16 protein-coding genes are annotated in these 16,233 nt (G+C 73.3%); 8 read left to right on the plus strand and 8 right to left on the minus strand.

What is annotated here, in order from left to right; genetic code table 11:
- Positions 1–38 precede the first annotated feature (38 nt).
- The 3 genes from ACWGKJ_RS12225 to ACWGKJ_RS12235 all read right to left on the minus strand — a co-directional run bounded on the left by ACWGKJ_RS12225 (position 39) and on the right by ACWGKJ_RS12235 (position 1,518).
- Positions 39–389 carry a DUF190 domain-containing protein gene (locus ACWGKJ_RS12225; protein ID WP_385019254.1) on the minus strand — a complete coding sequence of 117 codons (351 nt, stop codon included), beginning with the start codon at positions 387–389 and terminating at the stop codon, positions 39–41.
- On the minus strand, positions 386–883 hold the full coding sequence (gene crcB / locus ACWGKJ_RS12230) for a fluoride efflux transporter CrcB (RefSeq protein WP_385019252.1): 498 nt from the start codon (positions 881–883) through the stop codon (positions 386–388). Before crcB ends, ACWGKJ_RS12225 begins: the two co-directional genes overlap by 4 nt.
- 110 nt (positions 884–993) lie before the next feature.
- On the minus strand, positions 994–1,518 hold the full coding sequence (locus ACWGKJ_RS12235) for a gamma carbonic anhydrase family protein (RefSeq protein ID WP_385019250.1): 525 nt from the start codon (positions 1,516–1,518) through the stop codon (positions 994–996).
- Positions 1,519–1,689: 171 nt separating this feature from the next.
- Here ACWGKJ_RS12235 and ACWGKJ_RS12240 point away from each other — a divergent pair, with 171 nt between their 5' ends.
- On the plus strand, positions 1,690–2,412 hold the full coding sequence (locus tag ACWGKJ_RS12240; RefSeq protein WP_385019248.1) for an acyltransferase: 723 nt from the start codon (positions 1,690–1,692) through the stop codon (positions 2,410–2,412).
- A gap of 43 nt (positions 2,413–2,455) precedes the next feature.
- Here the strand turns inward: ACWGKJ_RS12240 and ACWGKJ_RS12245 are convergent, their stop codons facing one another.
- Positions 2,456–3,322 carry an EamA family transporter gene (locus ACWGKJ_RS12245; protein WP_385019246.1) on the minus strand — a complete coding sequence of 289 codons (867 nt, stop codon included), beginning with the start codon at positions 3,320–3,322 and terminating at the stop codon, positions 2,456–2,458.
- Positions 3,323–3,414: 92 nt separating this feature from the next.
- Here ACWGKJ_RS12245 and ACWGKJ_RS12250 point away from each other — a divergent pair, with 92 nt between their 5' ends.
- Together ACWGKJ_RS12250 and ACWGKJ_RS12255 are read left to right on the plus strand one after the other, a co-directional pair.
- Positions 3,415–3,999 (plus strand): helix-turn-helix domain-containing protein, encoded by a 585-nt coding sequence (locus ACWGKJ_RS12250; protein WP_385019244.1) that lies wholly within the window; start codon positions 3,415–3,417, stop codon positions 3,997–3,999.
- Positions 4,000–4,053: 54 nt separating this feature from the next.
- Positions 4,054–4,608, plus strand: coding sequence for a YbaK/EbsC family protein (locus tag ACWGKJ_RS12255; protein ID WP_385019242.1), 555 nt, complete (start codon positions 4,054–4,056; stop codon positions 4,606–4,608).
- A gap of 91 nt (positions 4,609–4,699) precedes the next feature.
- Here the strand turns inward: ACWGKJ_RS12255 and ACWGKJ_RS12260 are convergent, their stop codons facing one another.
- Positions 4,700–5,107: a CoA-binding protein gene (locus ACWGKJ_RS12260; protein ID WP_385019240.1), complete on the minus strand. Its 408-nt coding sequence runs from the start codon at positions 5,105–5,107 to the stop codon at positions 4,700–4,702.
- A gap of 58 nt (positions 5,108–5,165) precedes the next feature.
- Between ACWGKJ_RS12260 and ACWGKJ_RS12265 the strand changes: the two genes are divergently transcribed.
- The 4 genes from ACWGKJ_RS12265 to ACWGKJ_RS12280 all read left to right on the plus strand — a co-directional run bounded on the left by ACWGKJ_RS12265 (position 5,166) and on the right by ACWGKJ_RS12280 (position 10,866).
- Positions 5,166–5,792, plus strand: coding sequence for a YigZ family protein (locus tag ACWGKJ_RS12265; RefSeq protein WP_385019238.1), 627 nt, complete (start codon positions 5,166–5,168; stop codon positions 5,790–5,792).
- A gap of 123 nt (positions 5,793–5,915) precedes the next feature.
- Positions 5,916–6,425 (plus strand): MFS transporter, encoded by a 510-nt coding sequence (locus ACWGKJ_RS12270; protein ID WP_385019236.1) that lies wholly within the window; start codon positions 5,916–5,918, stop codon positions 6,423–6,425.
- 266 nt (positions 6,426–6,691) lie between these two features.
- A complete protein-coding gene (locus ACWGKJ_RS12275) occupies positions 6,692–7,858 on the plus strand; it encodes an exonuclease SbcCD subunit D (RefSeq protein ID WP_385019234.1) in 1,167 nt (388 codons plus the stop codon).
- On the plus strand, positions 7,855–10,866 hold the full coding sequence (locus ACWGKJ_RS12280) for an AAA family ATPase (RefSeq protein ID WP_453315722.1): 3,012 nt from the start codon (positions 7,855–7,857) through the stop codon (positions 10,864–10,866). Before ACWGKJ_RS12275 ends, ACWGKJ_RS12280 begins: the two co-directional genes overlap by 4 nt.
- Positions 10,867–11,143: 277 nt before the next feature.
- On the opposite strand, the gene ACWGKJ_RS12285 is transcribed toward ACWGKJ_RS12280, so the two are convergent.
- Positions 11,144–12,835 carry a DUF885 domain-containing protein gene (locus ACWGKJ_RS12285; RefSeq protein WP_385019232.1) on the minus strand — a complete coding sequence of 564 codons (1,692 nt, stop codon included), beginning with the start codon at positions 12,833–12,835 and terminating at the stop codon, positions 11,144–11,146.
- A 35-nt stretch (positions 12,836–12,870) separates the two neighbouring features.
- Positions 12,871–13,368, minus strand: a complete 498-nt coding sequence (locus ACWGKJ_RS12290; RefSeq protein WP_385019229.1) for an Lrp/AsnC family transcriptional regulator — start codon at positions 13,366–13,368, stop codon at positions 12,871–12,873.
- 59 nt (positions 13,369–13,427) lie between these two features.
- Between ACWGKJ_RS12290 and ACWGKJ_RS12295 the strand changes: the two genes are divergently transcribed.
- Positions 13,428–14,657 carry a trans-sulfuration enzyme family protein gene (locus ACWGKJ_RS12295; protein WP_385019227.1) on the plus strand — a complete coding sequence of 410 codons (1,230 nt, stop codon included), beginning with the start codon at positions 13,428–13,430 and terminating at the stop codon, positions 14,655–14,657.
- Between the two features lie 86 nt (positions 14,658–14,743).
- Here ACWGKJ_RS12295 and ACWGKJ_RS12300 read toward each other — a convergent pair whose 3' ends face one another.
- A complete protein-coding gene (locus ACWGKJ_RS12300; protein ID WP_385019225.1) occupies positions 14,744–16,198 on the minus strand; it encodes a GNAT family N-acetyltransferase in 1,455 nt (484 codons plus the stop codon).
- Positions 16,199–16,233 lie beyond the last annotated feature (35 nt).

Here is a 16,233-nt window from a genome sequence, read left to right on the forward strand (position 1 = left end):
ACCGTCCACCGGCACCAGCGCGGCCGGAGGCCGGCGGCTCAGCGGTCCGGTGGCGGGTCCGGGTAGTGGATGACCTCGCAGTCGTCGAGAACCACCGCCCCTTCGGTGATCAGCTCGTCGAGCTGGGGCAGGAACGCCCGGATCCGGTCGGCGGTGTCCACGATCACCACGGCCACCGGCAGATCCTCGCTGAGCGACAGCAGCCGCTGCGTATGGATCATGGACGACGAGCCGAAGCCCTCGATGCCCCGGAAGGCGCTCGCGCCCGCCAGCCCCGCACGGTGGGCCCGGTGCACGATCTCCGAGTACACCGGCTTGTGGTGCCAGAGGTCGGACTCCCCGACGAAGATGGTCGCCCGCAGAGCCGCCGTGCCGCTCGGACCGGTCATGTCTGCCTCCACGCGACGGCGCGGCGTGTCAGCCACACCGTGCTCCACACGGCCGCGAGGGCCGCTACCAGTGTCAGTACGAGATATGCCAGACCGGTACGGGCATGGCCGCCGTCCACCAGTCGCTGGATGTCCACCGCGTAGGTGGAGAACGTGGTGAATCCGCCGAGCACCCCGGTGCCGAAGAACGGACGCACCAGCCGGTGCGCCGCCCACACATCGGTGATCACCACCATGAACACCCCGATCACCGCGCACCCCACGACGTTCACCAGCAGGGTCGTCCAGGGGAAGGTCCCGGCCGCCGTGGGCCAGAGCAGCGCGGCACCGTACCGCGCCGAGGCTCCGCAGACGCCGCCGAGGGACACCGCCGCCAGCACCGGCCACGGGCCGAGGAACGGGCCGTGGCGCCGGGGACGCCGGGGTGCGGGCAGCAGCGGCCCGCCGCCGGGACCCGGCCCGGCCGGCTGATCCGCTGTGCGGTCCGCACCCATGGACATCCGTCTCCCGGTCGCAGATCACCCGCGCACGGCGCGGGCGCGCCTTCAGGCTAGCCCCGGGCGGCGCGGCCCCGCCATCGGACGAGCCATCGGGCGGGACGGGCTCAGCCGACTTCCCGGTGGCCCTTCACCAGCTCCAGATACATCGCCGCGTTGAGCTTGATGCCCTCGCGCTCCTCGTCGGTCAGCTCGCGCTTGACCTTGGCCGGGACCCCGGCCACCAGCGAGCCGGGCGGCACCCGCATGCCCTGCGGGACGAGCGCCTGGGCCGCGATCAGCGAACCGGCCCCGATGTGCGCGCCGTTGAGGACCGTGGCGCCCATGCCGACGAGTACGTCGTCCTCGACCGTGCACCCGTGCAGTACGGCGTTGTGGCCGACGGACACCCGCTCGCCGACCGTGACCGGGAACCCGGGGTCGACATGCACCGTGCAGTTGTCCTGGATGTTGCTGTCGGCGCCGACCACGATCGGCCCGCAGTCGGCCCGCAGCACCGTGTGGTACCAGACGCTGGAACCGGCGGCGAGTGTCACGTCGCCGACGACGACGGACGTCGGGGCCGTGAAGGACCGCGGGTCGACCGCAGGCTCCCGGCCGCCGACACCACTGATCAAGGACTGCTCCGCCACTGCTGTCTCCTTGCTCCCCGCATCGCTTCCCGCGCCGCATCCGCTTCCGCGGGACCCGGGGGTTGCTCCGTATGGTGCGCGCCGTGCCCTCCGGAACCGTAAGCGACGGTGGGTCGAAGATCACAGCCCGCCCCTCTGATCGGTGCCGGAGGCGCTGAGTACGGTGTGGGGGTGGCCCGGAACAGAAACACGTTCTCATCGCTGACCTCCCGTGCGCTGCACGCCGGATGGCAGTGGGCGCAGCGGGCGGGCGCGGTGACGGCGGAGCGGCCGGGGAGGCTGCGCTTCCGCCGGATCGGCACCGGTACGAGGCTCGCCTTTCCGCAGGGAGCCGTCTTCGGCGAGCCCTGGATCGAGCTGGGCGACCACTGCGTCATCGGTGAACAGGTCACGCTCACCGCGGGGATGATGCCCGGCCTCGACCTCGGCCCCGAGCCGATCCTGACGCTGGGCGACGGTGTGGTGCTCGGCCGCGGCAGCCATGTCATCGCCGACACCAGGGTCACCGTCGGCTCGGACACCTACTGCGGCCCGTACGTCTACATCACGTCCACGAACCACAGTTACGACGATCCGCACGAGCCCATAGGCAAGCAGTGGCCGCGGATGGAGCCCGTCGTGATCGGCCCCGGGTGCTGGCTGGGGACCGGCGCCGTCGTCCTGCCGGGGGCTCGGCTCGGCCGCAATGTCGTGGTCGCGGCCGGTGCGGTCGTACGTGGCGAGGTGCCCGACCACGCGGTGGTGGCCGGGGCGCCCGCCCGGGTCGTACGGCGCTGGGACGCGGAGAAGGGGTGGCAGCCCCCGCTGCGTACGCCCGCCCCCGTGCCCATCCCGGAAGGCGTCACACCGGAGCAGCTGCTGGCCCTGGAGGGTCTGGAGCCCGGCACCGCCTGACCGGTTCCGCGCCGGGCGCCGACTCGTCCCGCTGGTCCGCAGGTCAGCCGGTCGCGAGCAGGACCGTTCCGACCAGTGCCAGCCCAGCGCCTGCGGCCTGCACCGCCCGCAGCCGCTCATTGAGGACGGTGCGTGCGGCGAGCGCCGTGACCACCGGGTAGAGGGAGGCCAGGACCGCGGCGACGGTGACCGGGCCCGCGTGGGCGGCGAGCGAGTAAGTGCCGTTGGCCGCCACATCGGCGAGACCGACGAAGGCGAGCGCCGGAAGCGACCGCAGGACCAGCCCCGCCCCGCCCTCCTCGGGCAGCGCCCGGCCCCCGCGCCGCACCGATACGTACAGGGCCGTCCCGCCGACGACCACATTGGCGACGCGCTGCACGAACAGGGCGAGGAAGAGGCCGGTGAGGGTGGTGGACGCCTCCGAGATCAGGGACATCACCGCGCCGAACCCCACAGCCGCGACCAGCGTCAGCGCGACCGCCCGCCGCTGCACCGGCGCCCCCCGCAGCTCGGGTCCGCCCGCCAGCACCACGCCCGCGACCGCCACCGCGATCCCGGCGAACTGCGGTATGCCGGGGCGCTCCCCGAGCGCCAGTCCGACGCCGACCGGGACGACGACTCCGAGCGAGCCGAGCGGTGACACCACGCCCATCGGCCCGAGCGCGAGCGCCTGGTAGAAGCTGAGCATCGCCACCGGGCCCACCACGCCGGCCGCCACGGCGAACCAGAGCCGGGGTCCGGCCTCGCTCCAGCCGCCGGTGGCCGCCACGACCGAGCCGAGCACCACCACGGCTGCCGCCTGGGAGACGACGACCACCGTCAGGGCGGGTGTCCGCCGGGTGAGGAGCCCGCCGCCGAAGTCGGCCAGCCCCCAGAGCAGGCTGGTGGCCAGGGCGAAGAGGGCAGTCATCGGGACCTCGCAGTACAGTGTGGTGGATCGGTGGGTACACCACACGGTAGTGCAGAATATTCAACCCTGTCATCCAGGATAATGGACGGAACGTGTCGGACTTCGATCAGCTCACCCAGTCGCTCGCCCGGAATCTCAAGCGCTGGCGCGGTGAGCGGGGTTTCACGCTCGACGCACTGGCCGCGCGGGCGGGGGTCAGCCGGGGAATGATCATCCAGATCGAACAGGCCCGGACGAACCCCAGTGTCGGCACCACGGTCAAGCTCGCGGACGCCCTCGGGGTCAGCATCACCACGCTCCTCGACTACGAGCAGGGGCCGCAGGTCAGGATCGTCCCCGCCGACCAGGCGGTCCGGATGTGGGGGACCGACGCGGGCAGCCATACGGTCCTGCTGGTGGGCAACGAGACGCGTGGGCCGCTGGAGCTGTGGTCCTGGCGGCTGATGCCCGGTGACGGCAGCACATCGGACGCGCACCCGCCGGGGACGGTGGAGCTGCTGCATGTCACCTCCGGTGAACTCACCCTGGTCGCCGACGGGGTGGCGCACTCCGTACCGGCCGGGACCTCGGCGACCTTCGAGGCCGGCGTGGCGCACGCCTACCGCAACGAGGGCACCGAGACGGTCGAGATGACGATGGCGGTCTCCATCCCGCCGGTCGGCCGGCAGCGCCCCTGAGGGCCCCGGTGGCTGTCGGCCGGGGTGTGCGGGGCGGCTGTTAGCGTGAAGCGTATGCGCGCTCCCATCGGTACGTTCGACGATGTCCGCCACGCCCAGGACTGCCTGGACCTGCTCACCGCCCCGGTCGCTGAAGCGGTGCGGCACTGGCAGGGGGACGTCCCCGCCCAGGAGCTGATCTACGTGGACAGCGATCCGGAGATCGCCGACACGGCCGCGTTCGTGGCGCACTACGGGCCCGAGCTGATGGATGTGTCGGCGAACTGCGTCATCGTCGCGGGCAAGCGCGGCGGGGAGACCTCACTCGCCGCCTGTCTGGTGCTCTCCCGCAGCCGCCTCGATGTCAACGGCGCCGTCCGCAGGCAACTCGGCGCGCGCAAGGCGTCCTTCGCGCCCGTGGACACGGCCACCGGCGAGACCGGTATGGAGTACGGCGGGATCACCCCGGTCGGGCTGCCGGCGGGCTGGCCGCTGCTGGTGGACTCCGCCGTGGCGGACCTGGAGTGGGCGCTGGTCGGCAGCGGCAGCCGCCGGGGCAAGCTGATCGTGCCGGGAAAGGTCTTCGCCGGACTGCCGGGCGCCGTCCTCATCGAGGGCCTGGGCGGCTGAGGCGCCCGGGACCGCTCCCGGTCCCGGCGCCCGCGCGTCAGCCCAGGGTGGGGATTCAGCCCAGGGCAGCGAATCAGCCCAGGGCGGGGATTCAGCCCAGGGCGGGGATCTCGATGGCCGGGCACCGGTCCATGACCATGTCGCGGCCCGCCGCCCGCACCCGCCCGTACGCCTCCTCGTCCACCACCCCGAGCTGGAACCAGACGGCCTTGGCGCCGATGGCCACCGCCTCGTCGGCGACCGGGCCCGCCAGACCGCTGTTGACGAAGACGTCCACGACGTCGACCGGGAACGGGATGTCGGAGAGCGACGCGTACCCCTGCTCGCCGTGGACCGTCTCCGCCTTGGGGTGGACCGGTACGACACGCTTGCCGAAGCGCTGGAGCACGCCGGCCACGCCGTACGCCGCCCGCCCTCTGTTGTTCGACAGACCCACCACCGCCCAGGTGTCGCCGGTCGCGGTGAGGATCTTGCGGATGGTGTCCCTGTCTGCGTACATGCCCGGACAACGGTGTACCCGCCGGGACTGTTCCCGCCCGGCCGCATAGGCTGGGCCGATGCAGGAGCAGTACCGGACGCTCGCCCGCGCGGGCGAGCACGAGACCGAGATCAACCGATCGCGCTTCATCTGCGCACTGGCGCCCGCCGCGACCGAGGAGGAGGCCCAGGCCTTCCTCGTACGGGTCCGCAAGGAGCACCCCGGCGCTTCCCATCACTGCTTCGCGTACGTCATCGGCGCCGACGCCTCCGTGCAGAAGGCCGGCGACGACGGCGAGCCCGGAGGCACCGCCGGTGTGCCGATGCTCCAGATGCTGCTGCGGCGCGAGGTGCGGTACGCCATCGCTGTCGTCACCCGCTACTACGGCGGTGTGAAGCTGGGAGCGGGCGGTCTGATCCGGGCCTACGGCGGAGCCGTCGGGGAGGCCCTGGACGAAGTGGGGACCGTCGTCAGACAGCGCTACCGGCTGGCCACGGTCACCGTCGACCACCAGCGCGCGGGCAAGCTGGAGAACGACCTGCGGGCCACCGGCCGCGCCGTGCGGGAGGTCCGCTACGCGGAGGCGGTGACGATCGAGGTCGCCCTGCCGGACGCCGAGGCCGACGACTTCCGGGCCTGGCTCGCCGACAGCACGGCGGGCGCGGCGACCCTGGAACTGGGCGCCGAGGCGTACGGCGACATCTGAGCCCCCGGGCACCGCCCCCTCCTGTGCCGTTCCGCCCTCCGGTTGCCGCACGCCGTCAACCTCGGTTGGGGGCAGGTCCGTTGGGGTTGCCTTCTCATATCCTCGATATTTACTATCCAGAATATGAGGATCACCGGGCACTTCATCGCGTACACATTCGTCCGCCCGGTCCTCCAGGACATCTCCGGATTCGACTCCCACCTGATCAGCTCGCTGCTGCTCGTCTACGGAGTGGCGGGCATCGTCGGCAACTTCGTGGCCGGTTCACGGGCCGCGACCCATGTCCGGCGGACCCTCTTCACCATCGCGATCGTGCTGGCGGCCGCGATGGCGCTGATTCCCGTACTCGGCACCGGCCGCATCGGCGGAGTCGTCCTGCTGGTGGTCTGGGGCCTCGGGTACGGCGGAGTCTCGGTGAGCCTGCAGACCTGGATGCTCAAGGCCGCCCCGGACGCGAACGAAGCCGCCTCGTCCCTCTTCGTCCTGATGTTCAACCTGTCGATCGCGCTCGGGGCCCTGACAGGAGGCCTCGTCGTGGACGGCTCCACCTCCGGTGTGCTGTGGCTCGGCGGCGCCTTCGTACTCCTGACCGCGGTCGCGGTGGGCGCGTCCCGGAAGCCGCGGCTCGCCTAGATCTGCTGTACGGGCCCCCGAACCCTTCCGGGGCCGTGCCCGACGGGCTTCTCGCCCACCGCGGCCGTATCCGTCACGGCTGCCCGTCCTGTCCTGTCCGTCCTGGTCGTGACCCCGGCCCCCCGGCACCGATGGCAGACTGAGGTCCGTGACGGACCGGGCGCCGGGCGGCTCAGGGGCGGCCGGCGGGACCGGCCGGGCCAGCACCGAACCGGTGCTGGTCCTGGGGGCGGAGTGAGGGGAACCATGCGGGTCGGAGACGGACAGTGAGGCTCCTGCACACATCGGACTGGCACCTGGGCCGGTCGTTCCACCGCGTCGGGCTCCTCGACGCCCAGGCGGCGTACCTCGACCACCTGGTGGCGACCGTGCGGGAGCGCGAGGTGGACGCGGTCCTGGTGGCGGGGGACGTCTACGACCGGGCGGTGCCCCCGCTCGCCGCTGTGGAGCTCTTCGACCGGGCGCTGCACCGGCTCGCCGACGCGGGCGTCGCGACGGTGATGATCTCGGGCAACCACGACTCGGCCCGCAGACTCGGAGTGGGCGCGGGCCTCATCCGGCTGGCCGGGATCCATCTGCGCACCGACCCGGCGGACTGCGCCACCCCGGCGATCCTCTCCGACCGGCACGGCGATGTGGCGCTCTACGGGCTGCCGTACCTGGAACCGGCCCTGGTACGCGACGAGCTGAAGGCGGCACGGACCGGCCACGAAGCCGTGCTGACCGCCGCAATGGACCGGGTGCGCGCCGACCTCGCGGGCCGCGCCCCGGGCACCCGCTCCGTGGTCCTGGCCCATGCCTTCGTCGCCGGAGGGGAGCCCAGCGACAGTGAGCGCGACATCACGGTCGGCGGGGTGGCCGCCGTACCGGCCGGAGTCTTCGCGGGCGTCGACTACGCGGCGCTCGGCCATCTGCACGGCTGCCAGACGGTCACCGAGCGGGTCCGCTACTCGGGCTCCCCGCTCGCCTACTCCTTCTCCGAGGCCGACCACCGCAAGACCATGTGGCTGATCGATCTCGGCCCGGCCGGCGAGATCACCGCCGAGCGGATCGACTGCCCCGCCCCCCGGCGGCTCGCCAGGATCCGGGGCCGCCTGGACGCGCTGCTGGAGGACCCGGCGCTGGAGCGGCACGAGGATGCCTGGGTGGAGGCCACCCTCACCGACCCGGTGCGCCCGGCCGATCCGATGGCCCGGCTCGGCGCCCGCTTCCCGCACACCCTCAGCCTGGTCTTCGAACCCGACCGCACCACCGGGGACCCGCACGCCTCCTACGCCCAGCGCCTCAGGGGGCGTACCGACCAGCAGATCGCGGAGGACTTCGTGGCGCATGTACGGGGCGGAGCGGGGCCCGACGCCGAAGAGCGGGGGGTGCTCTCCGGGGCTTTCGACGACGTACGGGTGGACGACGGGGCGAACGAGGTGGCGCGATGAGACTGCACACCCTGCGCATCGCCGCGTTCGGCCCCTTCGCCGCCCGCCAGGAGGTCGACTTCGACTCCCTCTCCGAAGCCGGGCTCTTCCTTCTGCACGGGCCGACCGGCGCGGGCAAGACATCGGTACTCGACGCCGTGTGCTACGCGCTCTACGGGGCGGTGCCCGGCGCGCGGCAGAGCCCCGGCGCCACGCTGCGCAGCGACCACGCGGCCGTGGGCGAGGCCACTGAGGTCTCGCTGGAGCTGAGTGTCGGCGAGCGCCGCCTGGAAGTGACCCGGCTGCCCGCCCAGCCGCGCCCCAAGAAGCGCGGCGACGGCTTCGTCACGGAGAAGGCCCAGAGCAGACTGCGCGAGTACGACCGGCGGTCCGGCGGCTGGCGGTCGCTGAGCAAGTCCCACCAGGAGATCGGCGAGGAGATCACCCAGCTCATCGGGATGAGCAGGGAGCAGTTCTGCCAGGTGGTGCTGTTGCCCCAGGGGGACTTCGCCCGTTTTCTGCGGGCGGACGCCGAGGCACGCGGAAAGCTCCTCGGCCGGCTCTTCGACACCCGGCGCTTCGCCGCCGTCGAGGAGCGGCTCGCCGCACTGCGCCGGGCGGCCGAGACCCAGGTGCTCGCCGGTGACGAGCGGCTGCTGACCCTCGCGCACCGGATGGCCGAGGCCGCGGGCCCGGCCGCCGACGACTGGCCGCTGCCGGGCGACCGGCCCGGCGAACCCGGCCTCGCCGAGGCCGTCATCGGCTGGGCGGCGGTGGCGCGCGCCGGGGCCCGCGAACGGCTCGACATCGCCGGGGCCGCCCTGTCCGCAGCGGAGAGCCGGCAGGCCGCGGCCCGGACCGCCCTGGAGAACCAGCGCGAACTGGCCAGGCTCCAGGAGCGGTTCGAGCAGACGCGCCGCCGCGCCGATGAGCTGGCGCACCGCCGCGGCGAACGCGACGAGGTGCGCGCCAGGCTGGACCGGGCGCGCCGGGCGGAGCGGATCTCCGACGCGCTGGCGCAGCGCGACGAAGCGGTCCGGCACCACCGCGAGGCCGTCACCGCCCGGGAGCGCGACCGGCGTGAACTTCCCGCCGAGCTGGCCGACGCCGGCGCCGACCAGCTCTCGGCGCTGGAGCGGGGACTCCGTCAGGACCTCGGTGCGCTGGACGCGGCGCGGCGGGCCGAGCGGCGCAGCGCCGAGATCACCGCCGAGCGCGCGGACCTCGACCGCCAGGCGCACGCCGACGACGAGCTGATCCGTGAGGCGGCCGACTGGCTGGCTGGCTGGGACACCGTGCTCCGCCGCTGCCAGGACCGAATCGAGGCCGCGCAGGAAGCCGCGACCCGCACCGAGCAGCTGGCCGGACAGCTCGACCCGGCCCGCCGGCGTCTTGCGGCCGCGCGCGAACGCGACCGGCTCGCCCGCGACGCCGCGGCGGCCGAGGCCCGGCTGAGCGAGACGCGCGAGCGGGCCAACGCCGCACACGAGAGCTGGCTCGACCTGCGCGAGCGACGGCTGCGCGGAGTCGCGGCCGAGCTGGCGGCCGGGCTGCGCGAGGGTGAGCCGTGCGCGGTGTGCGGGGCGGCCGACCACCCGGCGCCCGCCAGGCCGGGCGCGGGCCATGTGGACCGCGCCGCTGAGGAGGCGGCGTACGAGAAGCACACCCGCGCCGACAAGGAGCGGGCCGCCGCGGAGCGCGCACTCGGTGCGGTCCGCGAGGCGGTCGCGGAAGCGCGGGCGGGGGCCGGGGACGCCACCACCGCCGAACTCGCCGAGCTGGTAGGCTGGTTGGAGCGCGACCACACCGAAGCGCACGGTACGGCCACCGGCATGCACGCCGCCCGTGAGGAGCGCGACCGCGCCGAACACGAACACGCCGAACGCACCGCCGCCCAGCAGCAGGCCGAACGCCGCGCCGCCGCCCGTACCTCGCGGCGCGAGGTGCTGGAGCAGCAGCAGTCCGTGCTGGAGGAAGAGCTGGTCCGGGCGCGCGGCGGCTCGGCAAGCGTCGCCGAACACGCCGCGCTGCTGGAGCGGCGGATGGGGTTCCTGGAGCGCGCGGCCGAGACGGTACGCGCGGTCGACACCACGGCCGAGCGGCTCAAGGAGGCCGACGGCCGGCTCGCCGACGCCGCTTTCCGTGCCGGGTTCGGCACTCCCCAGGAGGCGGCGGCCGAACTCACCGACGCAGCCGGACAGCGCGGCCTCCAGCAGCGTCTCGACGTCTGGCAGGCGGAGGAGGCAGCCCTCGCCGAACGCCTCGCCGAGCAGGACGCGGCGGACGCGGCCGCCCGTCCGCCGGCCGATCCGGCCGGGGCCCTGGCGGAGTTCGGCACCGCGGAGCGCGCCTATCTGGAGGCGTCGTCGGTACGGGACGCCGCCCTCAAGCGCTGCACCGCCCTCCAGCGGCTCTCCGGGCAGGCCGCCGACGAGCTGACCGGTCTGGGGCCGCTGCGCGCCGCGTACGACAGGGTGGCCCGCCTGGCCACGCTCGCCGCCGGCACATCGGCCGACAACGAACGGAAGATGCGCCTGGAGTCGTATGTCCTGGCCGCCCGTCTGGAGCAGGTCGCGGCCGCGGCGACCGTCCGGCTGCAGACCATGTCGGCCGGGCGCTACACCCTGGTCCACTCCGACGCCAGGACAGGCGGCCGGGGCCGCTCCGGACTCGGGCTGCACGTACTGGACTCCTGGACGGGGCGGGAGCGCGACACCGCGACGCTGTCCGGGGGCGAGACGTTCTTCGCGTCGCTCGCCCTCGCACTGGGCCTGGCCGACGTCGTCACCGACGAAGCGGGCGGCACCCGGCTGGACACGCTCTTCATCGACGAGGGCTTCGGCAGTCTGGACGAACAGACCCTGGACGACGTGCTCGACGTCCTGGACTCCCTGCGCGAACGCGACCGCAGCGTCGGCATCGTCAGCCATGTCGGCGATCTGCGCCGCCGGATCCCGGCCCAGCTGGAGATCGTCAAGGAGCAGAGCGGCTCGGCGGTCCGGCACCACTCGGCGGGAGCCGCCCGCTGAAGCACGGTCGGCGGGCGGCTCCCGCCTGCTGCGGCGGCGCCCGCGCCGCGCCGCTGCTCGCCGGACCCGGCCACCGGGCCCAGGAGGCGCGGGGCGGCTTCGATTACGAGGTGCCGCGAGGGCACACCGTACGAGAGAGGCAGGGCGGGGAGCAGTGTGGCGCCGACCGCCTCGGGGCGGGCCGGACGGCTGCCGACCGGCCGCCGGGTCCGTGCACCGCGCACGAGCCCGGCCGCCGACGTACCGTGCCGGACGCCCCGCGCCGACCGTCCCCCGCTTACAGCTTCGAGATCTCGTCCACCAGGTCGTCGAGGCCCAGCGACCCCTGCGACAGCGCGGCCATGTGCCAGGCCTTCGCGTCGAACGAATCGCCGTGCGCCTCCCGGGCGTTCTCCCGGCCCAGCAGCCACGCCCGCTCGCCCAGCTTGTACCCGATGGCCTGACCCGGCATCGACAGATAGCGGATGAGTTCGCTCTCCACGAAGTCGGCGGGCCGCCCGCTGTGGTTCCCGAAGAACTCCTGCGCCAGCTCGGGTGTCCAGCGCTCACCCGGGTGGAACGGCGAATCGGCCGGGATCTCCAGCCCCAGGTGCATGCCGATGTCCACGATCACCCGGCAGGCGCGCATCATCTGTGCGTCGAGGTATCCGAGCCTGCGCTCCGCGTCCGGCAGGAAGCCCAGCTCGTCCATGAGGCGCTCGGCGTAGAGCGCCCAGCCCTCGGCGTTGGCGCTGACCATCCCGACACTCGCCTGGTAACGGGAGAGCTGGTCCGAGACATGCACCCACTGCGCCAGCTGGAGATGGTGTCCGGGCACGCCCTCGTGGTACCAGGTGGAGACCAGGTCGTACACCGGGAAGCGGGTCTCGCCCATGGTGGGCAGCCAGGTGCAGCCCGGCCGTGAGAAGTCCTCCGACGGGGGCGTGTAGTACGGGGCCGCGGCGCCGCCCGGCGGTGCGATCCGGGACTCGACCTTCCGTACCCGCTCGGCGAGTTCGAAGTGGGTGCCGTCGAGCGCGTCCATCGCCTCCGTCATCAGGCCCTGGAGCCACTTCTGGACCTCGTCCACGCCCTCGATGTGCGTACCGTGCTCATCGAGGTGTGCCAGCGCCTCCCACGGGCCGGCGCCCGGAAGGATCTTCTCGGCCTCGGTCCTCATCTCGGCCAGCAGCCGGTGGTATTCGGACCAGCCGTACGCGTACGCCTCGTCCAGGTCCAGATCGGTGCCGTTGAAGTAGCGCGACCAGCGGGCGTACCGCTCGCGGCCGACCGTGTCCGGCGCGTCCTCCACCGCGGGGGCGTAGACATCGCGCATCCAGTCCCGGAGCGAGGCCACCGCGGCCGTCGCGGCACGCGCCGCCGTGTCCAGCTCCTTGCGCAGCGATTCCGGGCCCGCGGCTGCGAACTCCTCGAACCAGCCCGTGCCTTCGGCACCGGAACCGGCCCAATCGGAGAGCTGGCCGATGAAGGTCTCGGTGGGGCGCGGGCCGCCGAGCAGCCCCCGTTCGAGACCGAGGGCCAGGGACTCGCGGTACCCGTCGAGCGCGGCCGGCACCCCGCCGAGACGCTCCGCCACGGCCGTCCAGTCCTCCTCGGTCTCCGCCGGCGTCACGGTGAACACCTCGCGGACGGCATGGGCCGGGGAGTGGATGTTGCTGACGGCGCGCAGCGCCTCATCGGCCTCGTGCACGGCAAGTTCGGCGTTGAGCCGCTCGCGCAGCAGCCGCCCGCACCGGCGTTCGGCGTCGCTGTCCCCGCCCGGCCGGCGCTCCGCGGCGTCGAGTTCGGCCAGGGTCGCCCGCGCGAGCGAGGCGAGGGCGGCCTGCCCGGCGGGGGAGAAGTCCGGGAGGGAGCGGGAGCTCTCGCGTACTCCGAGGTAGGTACCGGTGATCGGGTCGAGAGCGATGAGGGAGTCGACATACGCGTCGGCGACCTGACGGGGCAGCGGGCTGTTGAGAGTCTGTGACATGCGGACATCTTCGTACGCCGGGGAGATCCGCGCCATCACTCCCCGGATCCGCGCTCCCGCTCACCCGGGGGCAGCAGCGGACCGCAGTCCCACTGCTGGAAGATCAGCCGGGTCTCGACGCGGGCCACCTCGCGGTGGGCCGTGAACTCGTCCAGGACCAGGCGCTGCAGATCCGCGGCGTCCGCCACCGCCACATGCACCAGATAGTCGTCAGGGCCGGTCAGATGGAAGAGGGCCCGTGACTCGGGCAGCCCCCGGATCCGCTCCACGAAGGGGCCGACCAGCTCCCGGCGGTGCGGACGTACCTGCACCGAGAGCAGCGCCTGGAGACCGCGCCCCAGCTTCGACGGGTCGAGCCGGAGCTGATGGCCCAGGATCACCCCGGAACGCCGCAGCCGCGCCACCCGGTCGAGACAGGTCGAAGCGGCGACCCCGGCCTCCGCCGCCAGCTCCCGGTAGGTGGTCCGTGCATCGTTCTGCAGGAGCCGGAGCAGATGCAGATCGACCGGATCCAGTACGACGGATTCGCCCATGAGCCGAACGTAACACGGGCAACGGCCCGAACTCCCCGGCAGGTGTTCAGAGTTCCCCCATGGAATCCGATGCCTCGACCACATCCAGGGCCCTGGCCACCGAAGCGGTGCACGCCGGACGCGAAGACCTCGCCGGTCTCGGCCTGCACGCCGTACCCATCGACCTGTCCACGACGTACCCCTCGTACGACAGCAGGCAGGAGGCGGCCAGGATCGACGAGTTCGCCGCCACCGGGGCCCGCCCCCAGGGTCCGCCGGTCTACGCCAGGCTCGACAACCCCACCACCGCACGCTTCGAGACGGCGCTCGCCCGGCTGGAGGGGGCCGCGAGCGCGGTGGCCTTCGCCAGCGGAATGGCCGCGCTCAGCGCTGTCCTGCTCGCACGGGCGAGCCAGGGACTGCGCCATGTCGTCGCGGTACGGCCGCTGTACGGGTGCAGCGACCATCTGCTCACCGCCGGGCTGCTCGGCACCGAGGTGACCTGGACGGACCCGGCGGGTGTCGCCGACGCGATCCGCCCGGACACCGGCCTGGTGATGGTCGAGACGCCGGCCAACCCGACGCTCGCCGAGATCGACATCCGGGCGCTCGCACACTCCTGCGGTGCGGTGCCCCTGCTGGTCGACAGCACCTTCGCGACCCCGGTCCTGCAGCGGCCGCTGGAGCACGGGGCGCGGATCGTGCTGCACAGCGCGACGAAGTACCTGGGCGGGCACGGCGATGTGCTGGCGGGGGTGGTGGCCTGTGACGAGGAGTTCGCACGGGCGCTGCGGCAGCTGCGGTTCGCGACCGGCGGTGTCCTGCATCCGCTCTCGGGCTATCTGCTGCTGCGCGGTCTTTCGACCCTGCCGGTCCGGATGCGGGCCGCCGCCGCCACGGCCGCCGAGCTGTCCCGCAGGCTGGCCCGCGACCCGAGGATCGCGGCGGTCCACTATCCGAAGCTGGGCGGCGCCATGGTGGCCTTCGAGGTCCACGGCGACCCGCACCGGGTGATCGCGGGGGTACGGCTGATCACTCCCGCCGTCAGCCTCGGCAGCGTCGACACCCTCATCCAGCACCCCGCCTCCATCAGCCACCGCATTGTGGCCGAGGGAGACCGGCGGTCCGCGGGGGTCAGCGAGCGGCTGCTGCGGATGTCGGTGGGCCTGGAGGACGTGGACGATCTCTGGGCGGACCTGGACGGGGCGCTCAGCTCGGGCTCTGCCCGTACGGCGCACCCGGCCCGTACGGCAGGCGACTCGGAAGCCCGTATCGCGGGCCGTGCCGAGGGCGAGCCGGTCGCCCGCTGACGCGCAGGCCTTGCGGAGGGCGAGCCGATCCGCCGCTGATGCGCAGGCCGTGCGGAGGGATCTGCCGCAGGGCCCTGCCGAGGGTCCTACGGCAGGTCGTGCGGCAGACCGTGGGCCGGACCCGAGTGCGCGGGCTTTGTCACCAGCCGTGCGGTGATCACCAGGGTGCCCTCCTCGATCTGGTAGTCGAGCGGCAGCCCGAGGCCGCGCATCGCCGCCACCATCCCGGTGTTGGACGCCTGCGTCACCGCGTACACGCTCTCGCACCCCGTCTCCTCGGCCAGCGCGACCAGCCGGCCGAGCAGCTCGGCGCCGATGCCGCGGCGCTGCCAGGCGTCCTCGACGAGCAGCGCGACCTCCGTCTCGTCGCCGTCCCACAGCAGGTGGCCGAGGCCGACGACGCGTCCCGAAGCGGTCTGCACGGCGAGGGTGCGGCCGAAGCGGGGGCTCAGCAGATGGCCGAGGTAGCGGTCCGCGTCGCCCACCGGGCCGTGGTAGCGCAGGCCCAGCGTCCGGTCGCTGCACCGCTCGTGCATCGCCCTGGCCGCGTCCGCGTCGTCCGGGCCCGCCCTGCGCACGGTGATCTCGTTTCCCTCGGGGAGGGTGAGGACATCCTTGCTGCGCGGCATCCGCGGGCCGAGGCGGGCATCGAGCTCGATGAGGGCCCGGGCGCGGGCGAACTCCGTGGGGGTGAACGGCAGATGGGGCCGCTCGACGGTGATCGTGCCCCCCGAGGGGTCGCGCAGCCGCATCACTCGCTCCTCCAGTACGCCTTCCGCCGGAATGGTCCCGTCCGGGGGTGCGCCACGTCCCGGCGCCGCGGGCAGCGAGTGGATGGTGCAGCGGCCGAGCAACTGCCTCAGCGCCAGCGGAAGTTCGGCGGCGTCCAGGGCTGTGCGGGTGGCGAGGGCCAGAACCCTGGCCGGTGTGTCGACCAGGTCATGGGTGTCCGCGCGCTCGATCCAGGTGTCGTGCCCGCCCGCCGCGGCGACCTCGTGGCCGAGCTGCCGGGACTGGACGGTGCTGGGGGCACGGAGCAGGAACTCGTCGACCGTGCCTTCGGTGAGCGGGTGGGTCTGGAGGGTCAGGATGTCGATCCGGTGACGGGCCAGCGCTGTGCACAGGGCGGCCAGGCTGCCTGGCTCGTCCCGTACGGTCGTCCGCATCCGCCAGAGCACGGTCTCGGACCGGCCCAACTCGTTCGTGTCGCTGTCGCTGTCGCTGCTGGTGTCGGTGTCGTGGCTGCTGAGCGGGCGCCGGCCGTGGGGTGTGCCGTGCGCGGCAGCCGTGCCGTGCGCGCCGGGCGGCCGCGACGGCGGCGCGTGGCTGTGACGCTGGGCCCACCAGAGGTGGAACGCCGCCGTGCCGATGAGCGCCACCGCGGCTGCGACCAGGAGGAAGGGCCCGTCGGGCCCGTGTGCGACGAGGTTGGCCAGGGCATCGGCGAGAGCGACGGCGGTGAACAGGGCGGCGAGTTCGATGAGGTCCCGGCGCCAGTGGTGCGGGCGGCGGGCGCTCTTCGCGGGATTCACATCGGTCATGGCCTCACTGTGACCGAGCGGTGTTGCGTGATCAC

This window comes from Streptomyces sp. NPDC054757 (genome assembly GCF_053612185.1).

What these genes read in the sequence shown, in the direction of transcription:
- ACWGKJ_RS12280 (WP_453315722.1), top strand. Translation starts at nt 7,855, where the DNA reads ATGAGACTGCACACCCTGCGCATCGCCGCGTTCGGCCCCTTCGCCGCC.
- ACWGKJ_RS12295 (WP_385019227.1), top strand. Translation starts at nt 13,428, where the DNA reads ATGGAATCCGATGCCTCGACCACATCCAGGGCCCTGGCCACCGAAGCG.
- ACWGKJ_RS12265 (WP_385019238.1), top strand. Translation starts at nt 5,166, where the DNA reads ATGCAGGAGCAGTACCGGACGCTCGCCCGCGCGGGCGAGCACGAGACC.
- ACWGKJ_RS12270 (WP_385019236.1), top strand. Translation starts at nt 5,916, where the DNA reads ATGAGGATCACCGGGCACTTCATCGCGTACACATTCGTCCGCCCGGTC.
- crcB (WP_385019252.1), bottom strand. Translation starts at nt 883, where the DNA reads ATGGGTGCGGACCGCACAGCGGATCAGCCGGCCGGGCCGGGTCCCGGC.
- ACWGKJ_RS12290 (WP_385019229.1), bottom strand. Translation starts at nt 13,368, where the DNA reads ATGGGCGAATCCGTCGTACTGGATCCGGTCGATCTGCATCTGCTCCGG.
- ACWGKJ_RS12225 (WP_385019254.1), bottom strand. Translation starts at nt 389, where the DNA reads ATGACCGGTCCGAGCGGCACGGCGGCTCTGCGGGCGACCATCTTCGTC.
- ACWGKJ_RS12300 (WP_385019225.1), bottom strand. Translation starts at nt 16,198, where the DNA reads ATGACCGATGTGAATCCCGCGAAGAGCGCCCGCCGCCCGCACCACTGG.
- ACWGKJ_RS12260 (WP_385019240.1), bottom strand. Translation starts at nt 5,107, where the DNA reads ATGTACGCAGACAGGGACACCATCCGCAAGATCCTCACCGCGACCGGC.
- ACWGKJ_RS12245 (WP_385019246.1), bottom strand. Translation starts at nt 3,322, where the DNA reads ATGACTGCCCTCTTCGCCCTGGCCACCAGCCTGCTCTGGGGGCTGGCC.
- ACWGKJ_RS12285 (WP_385019232.1), bottom strand. Translation starts at nt 12,835, where the DNA reads ATGTCACAGACTCTCAACAGCCCGCTGCCCCGTCAGGTCGCCGACGCG.
- ACWGKJ_RS12255 (WP_385019242.1), top strand. Translation starts at nt 4,054, where the DNA reads ATGCGCGCTCCCATCGGTACGTTCGACGATGTCCGCCACGCCCAGGAC.